Source organism: Mycolicibacterium sp. XJ662 (genome assembly GCF_053484035.1).
Map to the genome: position 1 here is coordinate 170009 of NZ_JBEFTL010000007.1, position 14883 is coordinate 184891.

The window sequence follows — 14883 nt, forward strand, 5'->3', positions numbered from 1 at the left end:
CACACGACCTTTCGCGAAAAGCGTGCGATAACCCGGTTCTCGGCTTTCGGGCGGGTTAGTGCGGCGTCTTGATCCAGTTGCCTGCGTCGCCCACGATGCCCACCGGCACGGCACCTGACAGGCTGACGTTGCCCACGCTGGGCCCAGCGGCGACGATCGTGGTGTCCTGCAGGATCGGCAGCACCGTGGCCATATTCCACAGCCGAGGTTCGACGGCGGTGATCACGTCCGCGATAGCCTCCGTACCATCCAGTGCCGCATCGATTTTCGGCTGAACGCTGCGATCGCAGATGCCGGTGATATTGCTCGGCGCCTGCACGAGCTCACCGGGTTCCGGCTCCGGGTTTTGTGTGGTGGTCGCGGCGGTCGGCGTGGTCGCAGGCGGCTCCGGCGGCGGTATGTCCGCGGGCGGCACCGTCGGCTCGCCCGTTCCGTCCGGCGACGCCGGGGCGGCCGGGTTGGTCGCCACCGCGGTCGCCTCGAGGGCGCGGCACCCGAAACGCGACGCCAGCGCGGTCGCGAGATCACCGCCGGCCTGACGCCAGCCGATGACGGCGTCGACGCGGTTGTTCGCCAACGCCTCGCCGTAGAGCACCACCGGATCCAGTGCCGAAACCGACGCGGTGATGCCGACGTTGCGCAGTTGGTCGGCCGCGGTGTTCGCGACGGCCACCGACGTCGGATCGTTGGCGGCCACACCGAGCACCAGTGTGAGCGGCACACCGTCTTTGGTGACGCTGCCGCGCGTGTCAACCGGGCCGGGCGCACCGGGCACGGTCTGGCCCGGTTCGAGTTCGAAGCCGGCGTCGAAGAGCAGGTCAAGCGCCGCGCCCTGCGTCATCGCCGGTGGTGCCGTCGGTACATACCCCGGATCGGATGGTGAACGGACCAGCGCCTGCGCCAACGTCACCGTGTTGTCGTCACCGGCACCGACCGAGGCGAGCAGATCGACGTCGAGCAGGCCCAGGATCGCTTTGCGCACCCGGGTGTCGGCGAGCGCGGGCTGCTGGGCGCGCAGCGTCAACTGCATGACCCGGGGAGCGACGATGCGGGCCGTGCGCACATCGGGGATCGCGGACAGCTGCGCAAAGGCCGCAGCGCCTCCGTGTACCTGCGCCACCTGGGTGTCGCCGTTGCGGATCGAGTCGGCCAGCGCTGCGGAGTCACCGCCGCGGCGGAACAGGATCTGGTCGGGTTTGGCAGGTTGTGCCCAGTAACGGTCGTTGCGCGCCAGCAGGATCTCGTCCCGTTGCGGGTCGATGGTCTCGACCCGGAACTGGCCGCCGGTGACGGGCAGTGCCCGCGCCAGCCCGGCGCCGAACCCACCCGGGATGTCCTTGACGATGTGGGCGGGCAGGATGTCGTTGAACAGTTCGCGCCATGCCGGATAGGGCTGCGAGAAGGTCACCACCGCGGTCTTGCCGCCCTCCACCGACTGCACGCCGGTGATCAAGTCATAGCCGGCCGGGTCGACGACACCGGGATGGCTGACCATCTGCTGCCACAAGTACCAGTAGTCGTCGGCGACGATGGGCGCGTTGTCGGTCCAGGACGCCTCGGGCCGGATCTTGTAGGTGACGGTGAACGGGGTCTCGTCGGTCACCTCCGCCGATACCAGCAGCGACGTGTCGAGTTCCCACCGTGAGCCGGTCGGGGTGCTGGGGTCTGGAATCGGGCGGAACGAACTGGGCAGCACCAACGAACTGATCGCCGCGCTGACCGGGGACTGATCTGACAGCAGGTGCGGGTTGAAGCCCGGGCCGATCCAGTCGATGGCCATGATGATCTGCGTCAGCCGGGGCGGGGGCGGGGCCGCGACCTCGGTGGTGTCGGTGCTCTGCGGCGCGGGCGGCGGGCTGACCGTGCACGACGCCAACACCGTCACCAGCGCGGATAGCGCAACAATGACGCGTAGGGCTCCCGGCACGGTGTTCAGGGTATCGGCATCAGGCGTTACCCCCGTTTTCGGTGAGGTTGTGCCCCGCAAAACCCGCGCGCGATGAGAAACTTGCAGCGAACGGCGGGGGGGTATGGGGAAAATGCCGAAGATTTACGGGGTGAAAGAAAAGGACCAGGTTGTCGATCACATCATCGACCTGATCCTGAACGGGAAACTGCGGACCGGGGATCGGATCGACCGCACCGCGATCACCAGGGAACTTGGCTTGAGCCGCATACCGGTTCAGGAGGCCATATCCCAACTCGAACGCGACGGCATCCTGACGACGCGCTATCACCGCGGCGCGTTCGTCGAGCGTTTCGACCGCGCAACCGTGCGCGAACACCACGAGCTGTACGGCATCCTCACCGGTGTCGTCGCAGCGCGGGCGGCGGCCAACCCCACCCCGCGAATACTGGCCCACCTCGACGCTTCACTGCGGACCTTCCGGGCGGCCCAGGGGTCGATCCAATTCCAGGAGGCGACGTGGGCGTATCGGCTTCCCCTCAACGAGGAGTACGCCGGTCCGCGCCTGCGGGCGGCGATTCGTGCGTTGCAGAGCTTCGTGCCGAACAACTTCTGGAACTACCCCGACAGCAAACCTGACTTCCTCCCGGTCTACGAACAGGAGATCTCGGCGATCTGCCGACGCGATCCCGAAGCCGCGCGGGCGTCATGCGTCAAACGTGCCGAGCTGATGGCCGAGATTATGCTCGACGAGCTGACCCGCACGGGCGTACTCGACGGATAGTGCTACCCGCGGGCTTTCGCGCGCGCCTTGGCCCGCAACCGCTGCGCGGCGTTGAGCTCGACCTTGCGCACCCGCACCACTTCCGGTGTGACCTCGACACATTCGTCGGCGCCACAGAACTCCATCGCCTGTTCGAGATCCAATTGAATTGGCTTGGCGAGCGTTTCGATCACGTCGGCTGTCGACGAGCGCATGTTCGTCAGCTTCTTCTCGCGGGTGACGTTGATGTCGAGATCCTCGGCGCGCGGATTGATCCCGACCACCTGTCCCTCGTAGGTGTCCTCGCCGGGTTCGACGAAGAACTGCCCGCGGTCGGCCAGCTGGATCAGCGCGAACGGCGTGATCTGGCCGCTGCGGTCGGAGACCAGCGAGCCGGTGTGGCGGGCGCGGATCTCACCGGCCCACGGCCGGTAGCCGTCGAACACCGCGTTGGCGATCCCGGTACCCCGCGTCAGCGTGAGAAAGTCGGTGCGAAAACCGATCAGCCCACGGCTGGGCACGATGAAGTCCATCCGGACCCAGCCCGCGGCGTGGTTGGCCATCTCCTCCATCCGGCCCTTGCGTGCGGCCATCAGCTGGGTGATGGCGCCGACGAACTCCTCCGGGCAGTCGATCGTGAGCGCCTCGAACGGCTCGTGCAGCGTGCCGTCGACGGTCTTGGTCACCACCTGCGGCTTGCCGACGGTCAGCTCGAAACCCTCCCGGCGCATCTGTTCGACCAGCACCGCCAGCGCCAGTTCGCCGCGGCCCTGCACCTCCCAGGCGTCGGGCCTGCCGATGTCGACGACCCGGATCGAGACGTTGCCGACCAGTTCCTGGTCCAGCCGGTTGCGCACCATCCGCGCGGTGAGCTTGTGCCCGGACACCTTGCCCGCCAACGGTGATGTGTTGGTGCCGATGGTCACCGAGATCGCCGGCTCGTCGACGGTGATGCGCGGCAGCGCGTGCGCGTGTTCGGGGTCGGCCAGCGTGTCGCCGATCATGATCTCGGGCAGCCCGGCGACGGCCACGATGTCCCCGGCGACGGCCTCGTCGGTGGGGCTGCGTTCGACGCCGACGGTCGCGAGCAACTCGGTGATCTTCGCGTTCGTGATGACCGGCGCGCCGTCGACGAGCCGCATCCATGCCACGGTCTGGCCTTTGCGCAGCCTGCCGTTGTGGATGCGGATCAGCGCGAGGCGGCCCAGGAACGCCGACGCGTCGAGGTTGGTGACGAGTGCCTGCAGCGGCGCATCGGGATCCCCGCTCGGCGGTGGAATGTGTTCGGCCAGAACGTCGAACAACGGGTCGAGGTTGTCGCCGTCGGGAATCTGACCGTCGGCCGGTTCCTCCGTGCTGGCCACCCCGGCGCGACCCGACGCGTACAACGTGGGAAGGCCAAGGGCGTGTTCTGCTGCCTTCTGCGCGTCTGGGTCGCTGGCGGCAAGATCGTCAGCCACGTCGAGAAGCAGGTCATGGCTGGCGTTGACGACGTCGGCGATGCGCGCGTCGGGACGGTCGGTCTTGTTGACCACGAGGATGACCGGCAGGTGTGCGGCCAGCGCCTTGCGCATCACGAACCGCGTCTGCGGTAGCGGCCCCTCGGAGGCGTCGACCAGCAGCACCACCCCGTCGACCATGGACAGCCCGCGCTCGACCTCGCCGCCGAAGTCGGCGTGTCCGGGCGTATCGATGACGTTGATGACGGTCACGGTGCCGTCGGCGTGATGGCGGTGTACGGCGGTGTTCTTGGCCAGGATCGTGATGCCCTTTTCCCGCTCGAGGTCACCGGAGTCCATGATCCGTTCGGTGGCGTCGTCGCCGCGGTGCGTCAATGCGCCCGACTGCCGCAGCATCGCGTCGACCAGAGTTGTCTTACCGTGGTCGACATGTGCCACGATGGCGACGTTGCGAAAATTCACGTCGGCCATTGTCGCAGCGCAAACCGTCGATCGCGAAAACGAGAGAGCCATCTCACGTGAAGGCCAGCAAGTTAGCCGACCTCCAACCGAAGAAGAAGTGCTGCCGCAGCAAACCGCGGTGTAAGCGCTGCCCGGTGGTGGTGGCCAAGGTGCGCAAAGCCGAGCGGCACGGTATCCGGGGTAAGGCGCTGGAGAAGGTTCACAAACGGGCCCGCCGCGGTTAGCGGCCCACACCACCTAGAAATACATCGTGTCACGAGATAATATGGTGGCATGCCGATCTTCGAAGTGCTCACGGTCACCTTGGACGCGTTGTTGGCAGCCGCCTCCATCACCGCGATCTATATCGGCGTGTTCGGACTACTCGGTGCGTTCTATTTCGTGCGCTGTCCACAGTGTGACCACTTCATGTTCTCCGCGGCCAAGCGTGCCGAAAACCCCTGTGCGCGCTGTCGCCATCCCGTGCTGACGCGTCCGTGGCGCGCCGTGGCACACCCGATTCGCGTGCGGTCTTAGACGCCGGGTAGTTCCACGTCGAGGCGTTTCAGTTCTTCGACGTGCAGCGCGGTCAGCGACTCCAGCCGCTCGGACCCCTCGTGGGTGAGTTGCAGCCGCACGACGCGGCCGTCGTCGCTGTCGCGGACGCGTGCCAGCAGGCCGCCGGTCTCGGCGCGGTGCACCAATTCACCGGCACTGTGGTGGCGTAACAGCAGGTAATCGGCGATGTCCCCGATCGTCGGGCCACGAGGATCGGTGTGGCCGCGGACGGCCAGGAGCAACTGATGCTGCATCGGGGTCAGTCCCGCTTCCAGCGCCTGCTCGGCACTCCATCGCTCGAACCGGCGCAACGCCGTACGCAATTCCAACAGACGCGCATACACGTCGTCGGACAGGCCCATGTCGATCAGCCTAAGCGGGGCGTCGCCGTTGACTCTGCGTGCACGGGGGGCAACGGCGCCCTCAGCGCAGTCTCAATGTTCGATGCAGAGCGCCTGCGCCAGGTCGGGTAGCCACGCCCGGTCGGCGGGCACCCACGCCAACCCGTCGAGGTCGTCGACACCGACCCACCGCAACGCGCGGTGGTCGTTGGGATGCAGGGTGCCGCCGGTGTGGGTGACGCGGTAGGCGCGCAGCGTCGTCGTCGCATTCAGCGCCACGTCGGCGCCCAGGCGCGGGCCCACCGACACCTCGACGCCGAGTTCCTCGTGCAGTTCGCGTGCCAACGCCGCCTCGTCGGTCTCCCCCGCGGCGACCTTGCCGCCAGGCAGCTCCCACAGCCCGGCGAGCTCAGGAGGCCGGGCCCGCTGGGCGACCAGCAGCGACGACCCGGCGATCAGCGCACCTGCGACGACGATCTGGTTGAACACTGCTCGTGACGGTATACGGTCGAAACCATGGCTGTGTTAACGGACGAACAAGTGGACGCCGCACTGCCCGACCTTCCCGGCTGGGAGCGAGCCGACGGGGCGCTGCGCCGCTCGATCAAGTTCCCCGCCTTCCTCGAGGGTATTGACGCGGTGCGCCGCGTCGCCGAGAAGGCCGAGGAGAAGGACCATCATCCGGATATCGATATCCGTTGGCGGACCGTGACTTTCGCGCTGGTCACCCATTCCGCGGGCGGTATCACCGAACAGGACGTCGAGATGGCCCGCGAGATCAACGGGATCGTCGGCTAGCTGCGATCCACGCCAGCGTCGCCAACGTCGCGACGATGTAGACCAGGCCTGCCCAGGCCAGGTACCACGGCCGGGAGATGTCCCAGATGCTGGGCTGCGCGAAGCTCAGCAGCCACGGCACCCCGACCAGGCTCAACACGAGCCAACCCCAGCCCAGGATCCGCGCGCCCAGGCGGTCGCGCAGCGGGCCGTGCAGCAGCCAGATCATCAGCGGAATGAGCCACACCCAGTGATGCGTCCATGAGATCGGCGACAGCAGCAGGCCGAACAACTGCACGACCAGGATCGCGCCGAGCCGGTCGGATGCCCCGCCGATCGCGCGCCATGCGAAGACCGCCAGCACCAACGTTGCCGCGACCGCGATCAGCACCGCAGGCCCAAAACCCGCGTCGTAACCGAGGATGCGCGAGATGCCGCCGCGCCACGACTGGTTGAACGACGTGCCGATCGGGCCGACCCGATCGGCGTCGCCAAGCAGCTCGGTGAAGTAGTACCGCGTCGGGCCACCGATCACCAGTGCCGAAACGCCAACGGTGGCAAAGAAAACGACCGCCGAGAACACCGCAGCACCCCAGCGCCGGGCGCCGACGAAATAGAGCCCCGAGATCGCGGGCGTGAGCTTCATCCCGGCGGCCAGACCGACCAGCAGTCCCGACAGCCACCATCGGGTGCTGTAGACCGCGTAGAGCACCGCCAGCACCAGCAGCACGTTGATCTGCCCGTAGTCGAACGTGCTTCGCAGCGGTTCGGTCCAGATGCCGACGGCCGTCCACAGCATGGCGATGCGCCGGTCGTCGAAACCCAAGAGCCGCTGGCTGATCCGCACCACGCCGTACAGCGCCGCGATGGTTCCGAGCTGCCAGACGAACGCCACGACCCCGAACGGCAGCAGATGCAACGGGTAGAACACCACCGCCGCGAACGGCGGATAGGTGAACGGCAGCGGAAAATCGGGCGTCTGCTCGGCGTAGACGTAGTCGTAGAGCGCGCCGGGCCCGTCCAGCGTTCCGGCCCCGCCGACGTACACGTGCAGGTCGACGAAGTTCGCGCCGTTGGGCACCACGTAAGTCCACGCCAGCCGCGCGGCGATGCTGAGGAGAAGAAGGAGCGGCCCCGCGGCGGCCACACGGTCAGCCATGCGCGTCGCGGTCAGTGGCACGGGCGCACCCTTTTCGACGTCAATCCGCCGACTCTAACCAGCGGCCGACCGTGGTCACCAAAACCCTTCGCATCCGTAACGGTTGAATAACCGCCCCACGTGTCACACGAGTCTCACTTGTAACAGGCCTAGCTTCGGGCGGAGGCGTGCCTACAACGGATTGGAAACACCATGCACAAGATCGGAAAAGCACTCACGACCTCGATGATTGCCGCAGGAGGAGCGGTTGCCGCGGCACTTGCGTTCAGCGCCTCCGCCGGAGCCCAACCCGCCGCGCCCGCACCCGCCCCGAGCGTGCCGGGCATCCCGTTCATCCAGCAGCTCGCCAGCAACCCGGCCGCCGCGTCGCAGCTCATGCAGGGCGTCACATCCCTGCTCGGCGCCGCGCAGGCACCGGCCGCGGCGACGCCGGCCGCCACTCCGCCGTCGGCGACGGCCTCGGTGACCCTGCCGCAGCCTCCTACGTCGCTGCCCGGTATGCCGGCTGCTGCGCCTGCGGCGCCTGCGGTCAGCACGGCGACCCCGCCGCAAGACCTGCTGACCACCATCCCCACCAGCCTCGCGTCGCTGCTGCCGGAGGGCACGCCGTTGGTGAACCTGCTGCCCGCGCCGAACTCGGCACCGGCAGCAGCGGCTCCCGCACCGGCGCTTACCGTGCCGGGGACTCCGGCGGCCCCAGCGGCCCCGGCGCCCGGCACGAGCCTGCCGCCGGTGTTCACCCCACTCTCGGCGCTGCCCTGACGGCGACGGCGACGCTAGCTCGCGACCAGACCACGACCAGCACACCTTGGGGGAGCCATGTCATCTAGGACGATGTTCGCTACCGTCGCCGTCGCGATCGGCTCATCGGCCACGCTGCTGTTGGGCGGCGTGGCCGGTGTAGCCAACGCGCAACCCGCACCGCCGCCGCCGACCGACGGGCTGCAGGCACCCGGCCTGTCGGCGGTGCAGAGTATCGGCCCGGCCATTCAGCAGGCGGCGTCCGATCCGACCAACGCCGCGTCGACGTTGATGGCCGCCGCGGCTGTGTTCGCCGGCGATGCGGTGGTCCCGGCCGATTCGCGCAATGTCGCGACGGCCGTCAACGAGTTCGTCGCGCATGTGCCTGCGCCCGGCGCTGTGCCCGGCACGCAGGCCCATCTGCCCGCGGGCGTGAACCCGGCTCATGCCGTCGGGCCGGTGCCGGAAGCGGTCGAGGCGCCTGCGCCGGCGCCGGAAGCCGCACCTGCGCCCGCCCCCGCACCTGCCCCGGAGGCCGTGCCCGTCGCACACGCACCCGCGCCTGCGCCTGCGCCTGCACCCGAAGCTGCGCCACCGCCCGCTCCGGCAGCCGCCTCGGGTCCGGCGTTCGGTCCGGACGCGCCGCCGACACAGGACTTCATGTATCCGTCGATCAGCAATGGGTGCATGAAGGACGGCGGAACCGTACTGGCCACCGCGATCTCGGTGGCGGGACCCGCCAAGATTCCGACGCCGGGTCCCGGACCGGGCCAGACCGCTTATGTGTTCACCGCGGTCGGCACGCCGGGTCCGGCGGCCGAACAGAAACTGCCGCTCAACGTCACCTGGGTCAACCTGAGCACCGGCAAGTCGGGCAGCGCGACGCTCAAGCCGCGTGCCGACATCAACCCGGAGGGCCCGACCACGCTGACCGCGATCGTCGACACCGGTTCGGGCAGCGTTCTTTCGACGATCTTCGGTCAGGTCACCACGACCGAGAAGCAGTGTCAGTTCATGCCGACCATCGGCTCCACGGTGGTGCCGTAACGCCGCTTGACCCGGTTGACCCTGGAAAGGGGTCAGTAGGCCATGAAGAGGATGGCGTCGCGGTCGTACTCGAGGCCGGGGTGCTTGTCTGCGAGGTGCGCCTGCGCCTGCTCGACCAGATCGTCCTCATCCTTACCGGTGATCGCTTCGCCGCACGGGCAGTTCAGATGCGTCTTCATATGATCACCATGGCATAGGTCGGTATACGCGACGTAAAGATGGAGAGCATGGACCTCTACAACGTCATGCGCTCAACGTTTGCCGTTCGCGAGTTCACCGGCGATCCGCTGCCCGATCACGTGCTCGTCCGCATCCTCGACAACGCCCGGTTCGCGCCGAGCGGCGGTAACCGGCAGGGCAACCGCGTCATCGCGGTGCGTGATCCCCAGACGCGCGAATCGCTGATCGAATGCACGGTTCCCGGGACCAAGCGCTACATCGCTCAGCTGAGGCACGGGGAGAGCCCGTGGAATGCGTTGCAGCCAACCGGCGTCGACGAGGAGACCATCGCCGCGGTCGAGGTGCCGACGTCATCGCCGTTGCGCGGCGCCGACGTCGTCTTGGTGGTGTGTGTCGACCTGGGCGTGGTCGCGGCGTTCGACCAGCACCTGGACCGCGTCGGCCTGATCGCGGGCGCGTCGGTGTACCCGTTCGTCTGGAACATCCTGCTGGCGGCCCGCAACGAGGGCTACGGCGGTGTCCTCACCACGGCGGCCGTGGCCGAGGAACCCCGTGTCCGGGAGTTGCTCGGCATCCCGGACAACTATGCGGTTGCCGCGCTGCTGCCGCTCGGCAAGCCGACCCGCCAACTCAGCAAGCTCAGCCGCAGACCGGTGTCCGAGATCGCCACCCGGGAGCGTTTCGACGGGGAACCGCTGGGGCCGTAGCCAACCCAGGTTGATAACGGGTCACAGTTCGGCTGCCGAGCCGACTCGATGAGCGCGTCTGGTTCCCATCCGCCGTTTGCCATGAGACCTTGTCTAGGTGACCTGCATGCTGGGCTACGCCACAGCAAGCGCCGTCGGGCAGAAGCTCGAAGGTCAGCTCGCGGCGCTCTCCGACGCGGGCGTCGACCCCCGCCGGGTGTTCACCGACACGTTGTCCGAATCGGCCGACCGGGTTCGTGCGGGTCTGCATGCGATGTTGAGCTACGCCCGCTCGGGCGACACGATCATCGTCGTCGCGCTGGATCGGCTGGGCATCTCGACCGCAGAGGTGACCCGCACGATCGCCAACCTCACCGACCGCGGAATCAGGCTGCGCACCCTCAAGGAGGGCTTGGACACCGGTACGACGACCGGGCGGGTGGTCGCCAGCATCATCACGGCCTTGGCCGCACTGGACGCCGAAGCCCTCGGGGCGCGAGACTAACCCTTGGCCTGCTCCTTGGCCTTGGCTTTGGCCTGCTTTTTGGCGGTGCGCACCTTCTCCAGCGATCCGGCATCGACCACGTCGGCGATCGACAGGTAGGAGCCATCCTTGCCGTAGTCGCCCGCGGCCTTGCGCCAACCGTCCGGCGTCACCCCGTATTGCTTGCCCAGCAACGCCAGGAAAATCTTCGCCTTCTGCTCGCCGAAGCCCGGCAGGCTCTTGATCCGCTTCAGCACCTCCGCGGCGTCGGGGTCGTCGGCGCTCCACACTGCGGCAGCGTCACCGTCGTAGCGGTCGACGATGAGTTGCGCCAACGCCTGGATCCGTTTGGCCATCGATCCCGGGAACCGGTGCACGGCAGGGGTTTTCGAACACAGCGCGGCGAATTTCTCGGGGTCGTAGGCGGCGACCTCATGCGGGTCGAGCTCGCCGCCCATCCGGTCGGCGATCTTCTTCGGACCGGCGAACGCCGCTTCCATCGGGTACTGCTGATCGAGCAACATGCCCACCAGCAAAGCAAACGGGTTGGACTCCAGCAGCGCATCGGCCGCAGGATCTTGTACTAGCTGCAGTTTCGCCACGCTCCCAGTCTAGGACGACCCGGGTGCGAGTGACCGGCCGCGATGAACCGGCAACTCATATCGCTGCGCTGTGCGATCGTAAGGCGATAAAAGTGCATACCCCACTAGGAGACGGACATGAAACGGGTGATCGCACCTCTGGTCGCCGCGGTCGTTGCCGCTCTCGCGTTGGCCGGCCCGGCTCAAGCGATACCGGACCAAGGCACGCCGGCGTTCGACGAATACATGCAGGGCCTCGAACGCAACGGCTATCACTTCAACCCGGACACCGCCTGGCGAGTTGCCCACCAGGCGTGTGTCGGCGGTTTACCCGGATTCATCGATTTGGAAATGGCCGCGCAAGGGGTCATCGGCCCCGGAGCCCAGGAGCGGGTGTTCGACGTGGCCAGAAAGTACGCCTGCCCCGTTCAGTAGGCAAAACGCGCTCCCGCGAGGTTTGGGCGACAGATCGTGCGGGAAACAGGCGAGTGTGACGCACGTCTCATAGGCTGGCGCACGCACATCTGCACATCGAGGTCAGGAGCCGCCTTGCCCGAGACCCACCACACGCCGCGAGTGACACCGATCAGCGGCCACGATTACCTTGCCGTTCAGGCCAGCCCCGAATTCGCCGATTTACGAAGTAGATTGCGCCGCTTCGTGTTTCCGATGAGCGCGCTGTTTCTTGTCTGGTACTCCGCCTATGTGCTGTTGGGGGCGTTCGCCCATGACTTCATGGCAATCAAGGTGTGGGGCAACATCAACGTCGGCCTGTTGATCGGGCTGGGCCAGTTCGTCTCGACGTTCGTCATCACCTGGATCTACGTCCGGTTCGCCAACCGCGACCTCGACCCGCGGGCCGAGGCCATCGCCGCCAAACTCGAGGGTGGCGCCGCATGAACGTCGACGTGCTGGCACAGGCCGCGGCCGTCGGCAACCCCGTCACCAACATCGCCATCTTCGCCCTGTTCGTCGCGGTGACGCTCTACATCGTGATCAGGGCGAGTAAACGCAACGCCACCGCGACGGAGTTCTTCACCGCGGGCCGGTCGTTCACCGGACCGCAGAACGGCATCGCGATCTCCGGTGACTACCTGTCGGCGGCCAGCTTCCTCGGCATCGCCGGCGCCATCGCGGTCTACGGCTACGACGGCTTCCTCTACTCCATCGGCTTCCTGGTGGCCTGGCTGGTGGCGCTACTTTTAGTGGCCGAATTACTGCGCAACGCAGGCAAATTCACGATGGCCGACGTGCTCAGCTTCCGGCTTCGACAACGGCCGGTGCGCCTGGCCGCAGCCACCACCACGCTGGCCGTCTGCCTGTTCTACCTGCTGGCGCAGATGGCTGGCGCCGGCGGTCTGGTGGCGCTGCTGCTCAATGTGTCCAGCGACTTCGGCCAGGCCGTGGTGATCGCCGTCGTCGGCGTGCTGATGATCCTCTACGTGCTGATCGGCGGCATGAAGGGCACCACCTGGGTGCAGATCATCAAGGCCGTCCTGCTGATCGGCGGCGCCGCGATGATGACCGTGATGGTGCTGGCCAAATTCGGGGTCAATCTCTCGTCGATCCTCGGCGCCGCCCAGTCCGCGGTGTCGGGATCCGCCAACGAAGCCGTCGCCAGCCGCGACGTGCTGGCTCCCGGCGCGCAGTACGGCGCCTCGCTGACGTCGCAGATCAACTTCATCTCGCTGGCGCTGGCCCTGGTGCTCGGCACCGCCGGGCTACCGCACGTGTTGATGCGTTTCTACACCGTGCCCTCGGCGAAGGAGGCGCGCCGCTCGGTGGTGTGGGCGATCTGGTTGATCGGCGCGTTCTACCTATTCACGCTCGCGCTGGGCTACGGCGCCGCGGCGTTGGTTGGGCCCGATGTCATCCTGGCCGCACCCGGCGCGCAGAACTCGGCCGCCCCGCTGCTGGCCTTCGAGCTGGGCGGGGTGATCCTGCTCGCGGTCATCTCCGCGGTCGCGTTCGCCACGATCCTGGCGGTGGTCGCCGGGCTGACCATCACCGCCGCAACGTCGTTCGCGCACGACATCTACGCCAACGTGCTGCGCAGCCACGGCGATGACGAAGTGGGCGAACGCCAGCAGGTGCGGGTCTCGCGGATCACCGTGGTGGTGCTCGGCATCCTGGCGATCGGCCTCGGCGTCCTGGCGGCCGAGCAGAACATCGCGTTCCTGGTCGCGCTGGCGTTCGCCATCGCCGCCGCCGCCAACCTTCCGACGATCCTGTACTCGCTTTACTGGCCGCGGTTCAACACCCGCGGAGCGCTCTGGAGTATGTACGGCGGGCTGATCTCGACCATCGTGCTGATCATCTTTTCCCCCGCGGTGTCGGGCGCGAAGACGGCGATGCTCGCCAACGTCGACTTCGCGTGGTTCCCGCTGGCCAACCCCGGCATCGTGTCGATTCCGCTGGCGTTCGCGCTCGGCATCGTCGGCACGCTGACCTCGCAGGACCGCGGCGACCCGCAGATCAACGCCGAGTTCGAGGTGCGCACGTTGACCGGCGTCGGCGCCGAGAAGGCGGTGACCCACTAATCGGCGCACTGGAATAGCGTTGCGGCCCACGCAGTTGCTTCCCGTCGTGACTAGCGGCCGATTCGCGTTCCCGCTGCTGGCCTATGCCTTCGCGGCCATCATGCTCGGCACCACGATGCCCACGCCCATGTATTCGCACTACGCCGAGCGGCTAGGTTTCGGGGTGTTGACCACCACCGTCATCTACGCGATGTACGCGGGTGGGGTGCTGTTCGCGCTGGTGGCGTTCGGCCGCTGGTCCGATGTCATCGGGCGGCGGCCGATTCTGCTCGCCGGGGTGGGGGCCGCAGTGGCCAGCGCCGCGGTGTTCCTGGTGGCCGACTCGGTGCCGGTGCTGTCGGTGGGCCGGGTGTTGTCGGGTTTGTCGGCGGGGCTGTTCACCGGGACGGCGACCGCGGCGGTGATCGAGGCGGCGCCGCCGAACTGGCGGACCAGGGCGGCGGCGGTCGCGACGATCGCCAACATCGGCGGGCTGGGCGCCGGGCCGGTGGTGGCCGGCGTACTCGTCGAATACGCGCCCGGACCACTGCATCTGAGCTTCGTCGTGCACATCGTGCTCGCGCTGTTGGCGGGCGCCGCCGTGCTGATCGCGCCCGAGACGTCGGAGCGCACCGGCCGGCTCGGCGTGCAGCGGTTGTCGGTGCCCGCCGAGGTGCGGTCGGTGTTTCTCATCGCCGCGCTGGCCGGGTTCGCGGGTTTCGCGGTGACCGGGCTGTTCATGGCGGTGGCGCCGGCGTTCGTCGCCGACGTCGCCGGAATCGACAACGGCGCCGTGGCCGGTCTGGTCGCCAGTTCGATCTTCATCGCGTCGGCGGTGACGCAGGTGGTCGTCGGCGGTATGGAACCGCAGCGCGCGGTGGCGATCGGCTGCGTGATCCTGATCGTGGGCATGGTCACTTTGGCTGGCGCGCTTGGCCTTTCATCGCTGCTCGGTCTGATCGCCGCCGGGCTGATCTCGGGCGTCGGCCACGGTATCGCGTTCAGCCGCGGGCTCGCCGCGATCGCCGAGCGCACCCCGGCGGACCGTCGCGCCGAGGTGAACTCGACTTATTTCGTCGTCGGCTATGTGGCGATCTCGCTGCCGGTGGTCGGCGAAGGTCTGGCCGCCGATGCCTGGGGATTGCGCACCGCGGGAGTGGGTTTCGCGGTGGCCGTCGCGGTGCTGTCGGCCATCTGCCTGGCCGCGATCCTGGTGCAGAATCGCGCTACCGCGTGAGCG

At 67.7% G+C, this 14883-nt stretch carries 19 protein-coding genes; 12 read left to right on the forward strand and 7 right to left on the reverse strand.

Translation table 11 applies throughout. The features are described 5' to 3' along the window. Positions 1–55: 55 nt before the first annotated feature. The gene (locus tag ABQE93_RS19025; protein ID WP_448409542.1) at positions 56–1927 is read right to left on the reverse strand and encodes an ABC transporter family substrate-binding protein; all 1872 of its coding nucleotides are present in this window, start codon (positions 1925–1927) and stop codon (positions 56–58) included. Between the two features lie 112 nt (positions 1928–2039). Here ABQE93_RS19025 and ABQE93_RS19030 point away from each other — a divergent pair, with 112 nt between their 5' ends. After that, entirely contained in the window at positions 2040–2690 is a 651-nt protein-coding gene (locus ABQE93_RS19030) for a GntR family transcriptional regulator (RefSeq protein WP_448409541.1), read from the forward strand. Between the two features lie 2 nt (positions 2691–2692). On the opposite strand, the gene typA is transcribed toward ABQE93_RS19030, so the two are convergent. Then, a complete protein-coding gene (typA, locus tag ABQE93_RS19035) occupies positions 2693–4600 on the reverse strand; it encodes a translational GTPase TypA (protein ID WP_448409540.1) in 1908 nt (635 codons plus the stop codon). A 47-nt stretch (positions 4601–4647) separates the two neighbouring features. Between typA and ABQE93_RS19040 the strand changes: the two genes are divergently transcribed. Together ABQE93_RS19040 and ABQE93_RS19045 are read left to right on the forward strand one after the other, a co-directional pair. Beyond that, entirely contained in the window at positions 4648–4815 is a 168-nt protein-coding gene (locus ABQE93_RS19040; protein ID WP_448409539.1) for a hypothetical protein, read from the forward strand. 49 nt (positions 4816–4864) lie between these two features. Continuing rightward, complete coding sequence (locus ABQE93_RS19045; protein ID WP_448409538.1) at positions 4865–5107, forward strand: hypothetical protein; 243 nt, start codon at positions 4865–4867, stop codon at positions 5105–5107. Here the strand turns inward: ABQE93_RS19045 and ABQE93_RS19050 are convergent. Continuing rightward, entirely contained in the window at positions 5104–5490 is a 387-nt protein-coding gene (locus ABQE93_RS19050) for a MarR family winged helix-turn-helix transcriptional regulator (RefSeq protein ID WP_448409537.1), read from the reverse strand. The two genes, ABQE93_RS19045 and ABQE93_RS19050, sit on opposite strands and share 4 nt — an antisense overlap. A gap of 72 nt (positions 5491–5562) precedes the next feature. Then, on the reverse strand, positions 5563–5958 hold the full coding sequence (locus ABQE93_RS19055; protein WP_448409536.1) for a (deoxy)nucleoside triphosphate pyrophosphohydrolase: 396 nt from the start codon (positions 5956–5958) through the stop codon (positions 5563–5565). A 27-nt stretch (positions 5959–5985) separates the two neighbouring features. Here ABQE93_RS19055 and ABQE93_RS19060 point away from each other — a divergent pair, with 27 nt between their 5' ends. Beyond that, on the forward strand, positions 5986–6267 hold the full coding sequence (locus tag ABQE93_RS19060) for a 4a-hydroxytetrahydrobiopterin dehydratase (protein WP_448409535.1): 282 nt from the start codon (positions 5986–5988) through the stop codon (positions 6265–6267). On the opposite strand, the gene ABQE93_RS19065 is transcribed toward ABQE93_RS19060, so the two are convergent. Further along, positions 6248–7405 carry a mannosyltransferase gene (locus tag ABQE93_RS19065; protein WP_448409743.1) on the reverse strand — a complete coding sequence of 386 codons (1158 nt, stop codon included), beginning with the start codon at positions 7403–7405 and terminating at the stop codon, positions 6248–6250. The two genes, ABQE93_RS19060 and ABQE93_RS19065, sit on opposite strands and share 20 nt — an antisense overlap. Before the next feature lie 192 nt (positions 7406–7597). Here ABQE93_RS19065 and ABQE93_RS19070 point away from each other — a divergent pair, with 192 nt between their 5' ends. Further along, the gene (locus ABQE93_RS19070; RefSeq protein WP_448409533.1) at positions 7598–8167 is read left to right on the forward strand and encodes a hypothetical protein; all 570 of its coding nucleotides are present in this window, start codon (positions 7598–7600) and stop codon (positions 8165–8167) included. Positions 8168–8224: 57 nt separating this feature from the next. Beyond that, positions 8225–9193: an Rv1157c family protein gene (locus ABQE93_RS19075; RefSeq protein WP_448409531.1), complete on the forward strand. Its 969-nt coding sequence runs from the start codon at positions 8225–8227 to the stop codon at positions 9191–9193. A 32-nt stretch (positions 9194–9225) separates the two neighbouring features. Here ABQE93_RS19075 and ABQE93_RS19080 read toward each other — a convergent pair whose 3' ends face one another. Beyond that, positions 9226–9372 carry a DUF1059 domain-containing protein gene (locus ABQE93_RS19080; protein WP_064891404.1) on the reverse strand — a complete coding sequence of 49 codons (147 nt, stop codon included), beginning with the start codon at positions 9370–9372 and terminating at the stop codon, positions 9226–9228. Positions 9373–9420: 48 nt separating this feature from the next. On the opposite strand from ABQE93_RS19080, the gene ABQE93_RS19085 reads away from it, so the two are divergent. Beyond that, positions 9421–10080 (forward strand): nitroreductase family protein, encoded by a 660-nt coding sequence (locus ABQE93_RS19085; RefSeq protein ID WP_448409530.1) that lies wholly within the window; start codon positions 9421–9423, stop codon positions 10078–10080. A 97-nt stretch (positions 10081–10177) separates the two neighbouring features. Then, entirely contained in the window at positions 10178–10564 is a 387-nt protein-coding gene (locus ABQE93_RS19090; protein WP_448409529.1) for a recombinase family protein, read from the forward strand. On the opposite strand, the gene ABQE93_RS19095 is transcribed toward ABQE93_RS19090, so the two are convergent. Next, positions 10561–11145, reverse strand: coding sequence for an HhH-GPD-type base excision DNA repair protein (locus ABQE93_RS19095; protein ID WP_448409528.1), 585 nt, complete (start codon positions 11143–11145; stop codon positions 10561–10563). The two genes, ABQE93_RS19090 and ABQE93_RS19095, sit on opposite strands and share 4 nt — an antisense overlap. 117 nt (positions 11146–11262) lie before the next feature. On the opposite strand from ABQE93_RS19095, the gene ABQE93_RS19100 reads away from it, so the two are divergent. The 4 genes from ABQE93_RS19100 to ABQE93_RS19115 all read left to right on the forward strand — a co-directional run bounded on the left by ABQE93_RS19100 (position 11263) and on the right by ABQE93_RS19115 (position 14880). Continuing rightward, complete coding sequence (locus ABQE93_RS19100) at positions 11263–11559, forward strand: DUF732 domain-containing protein (protein WP_448409527.1); 297 nt, start codon at positions 11263–11265, stop codon at positions 11557–11559. A 114-nt stretch (positions 11560–11673) separates the two neighbouring features. Further along, on the forward strand, positions 11674–12024 hold the full coding sequence (locus tag ABQE93_RS19105; protein WP_448409526.1) for a DUF485 domain-containing protein: 351 nt from the start codon (positions 11674–11676) through the stop codon (positions 12022–12024). Then, the gene (locus tag ABQE93_RS19110) at positions 12021–13664 is read left to right on the forward strand and encodes a monocarboxylic acid transporter (RefSeq protein WP_448409525.1); all 1644 of its coding nucleotides are present in this window, start codon (positions 12021–12023) and stop codon (positions 13662–13664) included. The genes ABQE93_RS19105 and ABQE93_RS19110 overlap by 4 nt, the downstream gene beginning before the upstream one ends. 46 nt (positions 13665–13710) lie before the next feature. After that, positions 13711–14880, forward strand: coding sequence for an MFS transporter (locus tag ABQE93_RS19115; protein ID WP_448409524.1), 1170 nt, complete (start codon positions 13711–13713; stop codon positions 14878–14880). The last annotated feature ends 3 nt before the right edge of the window (positions 14881–14883 follow it).

What these genes read in the sequence shown, in the direction of transcription:
- ABQE93_RS19045 (WP_448409538.1), top strand. Translation starts at nt 4,865, where the DNA reads ATGCCGATCTTCGAAGTGCTCACGGTCACCTTGGACGCGTTGTTGGCA.
- ABQE93_RS19050 (WP_448409537.1), bottom strand. Translation starts at nt 5,490, where the DNA reads ATGGGCCTGTCCGACGACGTGTATGCGCGTCTGTTGGAATTGCGTACG.
- ABQE93_RS19075 (WP_448409531.1), top strand. Translation starts at nt 8,225, where the DNA reads ATGTCATCTAGGACGATGTTCGCTACCGTCGCCGTCGCGATCGGCTCA.
- ABQE93_RS19030 (WP_448409541.1), top strand. Translation starts at nt 2,040, where the DNA reads ATGCCGAAGATTTACGGGGTGAAAGAAAAGGACCAGGTTGTCGATCAC.
- ABQE93_RS19065 (WP_448409743.1), bottom strand. Translation starts at nt 7,405, where the DNA reads ATGGCTGACCGTGTGGCCGCCGCGGGGCCGCTCCTTCTTCTCCTCAGC.
- ABQE93_RS19060 (WP_448409535.1), top strand. Translation starts at nt 5,986, where the DNA reads ATGGCTGTGTTAACGGACGAACAAGTGGACGCCGCACTGCCCGACCTT.
- ABQE93_RS19080 (WP_064891404.1), bottom strand. Translation starts at nt 9,372, where the DNA reads ATGAAGACGCATCTGAACTGCCCGTGCGGCGAAGCGATCACCGGTAAG.
- typA (WP_448409540.1), bottom strand. Translation starts at nt 4,600, where the DNA reads ATGGCCGACGTGAATTTTCGCAACGTCGCCATCGTGGCACATGTCGAC.
- ABQE93_RS19100 (WP_448409527.1), top strand. Translation starts at nt 11,263, where the DNA reads ATGAAACGGGTGATCGCACCTCTGGTCGCCGCGGTCGTTGCCGCTCTC.
- ABQE93_RS19085 (WP_448409530.1), top strand. Translation starts at nt 9,421, where the DNA reads ATGGACCTCTACAACGTCATGCGCTCAACGTTTGCCGTTCGCGAGTTC.
- ABQE93_RS19110 (WP_448409525.1), top strand. Translation starts at nt 12,021, where the DNA reads ATGAACGTCGACGTGCTGGCACAGGCCGCGGCCGTCGGCAACCCCGTC.
- ABQE93_RS19070 (WP_448409533.1), top strand. Translation starts at nt 7,598, where the DNA reads ATGCACAAGATCGGAAAAGCACTCACGACCTCGATGATTGCCGCAGGA.